General features: G+C 40.1%; 2 protein-coding genes. Both read left to right on the top strand.

What is annotated here, in order from left to right:
• The first annotated feature begins 49 nt into the window (after positions 1-49).
• A complete protein-coding gene (locus GNY06_RS06970) occupies positions 50-598 on the top strand; it encodes a hypothetical protein (RefSeq protein ID WP_166519398.1) in 549 nt (182 codons plus the stop codon).
• Positions 595-1,191 (top strand): glycoside hydrolase family 19 protein (locus tag GNY06_RS06965; RefSeq protein WP_212995094.1); only part of this gene is annotated, 597 nt, incomplete at its 3' end. The genes GNY06_RS06970 and GNY06_RS06965, both read left to right, overlap by 4 nt.

Raw genomic sequence — 1,191 nt, 5'->3', positions numbered from 1 at the left:
CGCCCCGTGCGACGGATGATCACCTTCCAATTAAAAAACCTGTTAAAAGATGAAGAGAGCTCTATTAATTCTAATTCTTAGCCTTTTTATAGGCTGTGGAAGCCGGCATAAAACTTCTGCTTTAAACCTCGAGAAAAAGAGCGAGGATGTTGATTTAAAAAGTGACGGTCTCTCCAGTGCAAAGATCGATAGGAAAGAATGGGATATCCACCAAAATACCCAAGGGAAACTGAGCTTTAAAGTTTTACCTGCTCCCCAACATTCGGCCTCTCCATTATCTGAGAGTAAAAACCTCCCTAGGAAATTAAAAGTAAAAGACGTTTTGGGTAATGAAGTAGAATATCACTTAAAAGGCAATGAGGTCGTGGTTTTGAATGCTGAAAATAAGCAATCATCTACGATCAGAAATATGCAGGAAAAATACAAGCGATTAGAAAAGGAAAAAACTGAACTAAAGCAAAAGTTGGGGACTTATACAAAACAAAAAAGCAAAGAAGTTAAAAGCAGTCGCCCCATGTGGTCGTGGTATGCTCTATTCTTTTTTGTGGGGATGGTAACTATGCCTTTAATGAGACTATTAAAAAAATCAATACCATGAATGCTACAGCGATAAGTATAAAACTTAAAAGAGCAGGCGCTAAAATAGAAAATGTGCCTTTTGATCTTTTTGAACAAATGGAACAATATGGCATTTTGGACTATGAAGACCAATGTCGGTTTTTAGCTAACTGCCTGCATGAGACTTTGGGGTTTAAAGTCTTTAAGGAAAACCTATATTATACCTCTGCTGAGCGTTTGGTAAAAGTTTTTCCCAGCGCTTTTAAGTCCCGATATAATCCTTGTGATTACCTTCGAAATCCCACTAAACTGGCGAATCTGGTGTATGATGACCGCCTGTTTAAAAAAGGCCTTGGCAATCTCTACGATGGCGACGGAGCCAGATATATCGGTAGGGGAGCCATCCAATTAACAGGGAGGAGTAACTATACTCAATTAGCCCAAGCCACAGGTATCGATGTGGTAAGCCAACCCGAGCTATTGGAACACTTGCCTTATAAATTTAGTTCAGCTCTCTATTACTGGAAAAAAAACAAGCTATCCGCTAAGCCCTCACTCCTAGCCACCAGACAGGTGATCACCGGCAATTACAGCCAGAACCCTTTTGGCTACAAAGAAGTTAAGCAGTGGTAT

The sequence above is a fragment of the Elizabethkingia argenteiflava genome (assembly GCF_009904105.1).
In the GTDB taxonomy this organism is placed as follows: Bacteria; Bacteroidota; Bacteroidia; order Flavobacteriales; family Weeksellaceae; genus Elizabethkingia; species Elizabethkingia argenteiflava.
The sequence above is the reverse complement of the archived record's forward strand: the minus strand, read 5'-3'. Positions and strand labels throughout refer to the sequence as shown.

What these genes read in the sequence shown, in the direction of transcription:
- GNY06_RS06970 (WP_166519398.1), top strand. Translation starts at nt 50, where the DNA reads ATGAAGAGAGCTCTATTAATTCTAATTCTTAGCCTTTTTATAGGCTGT.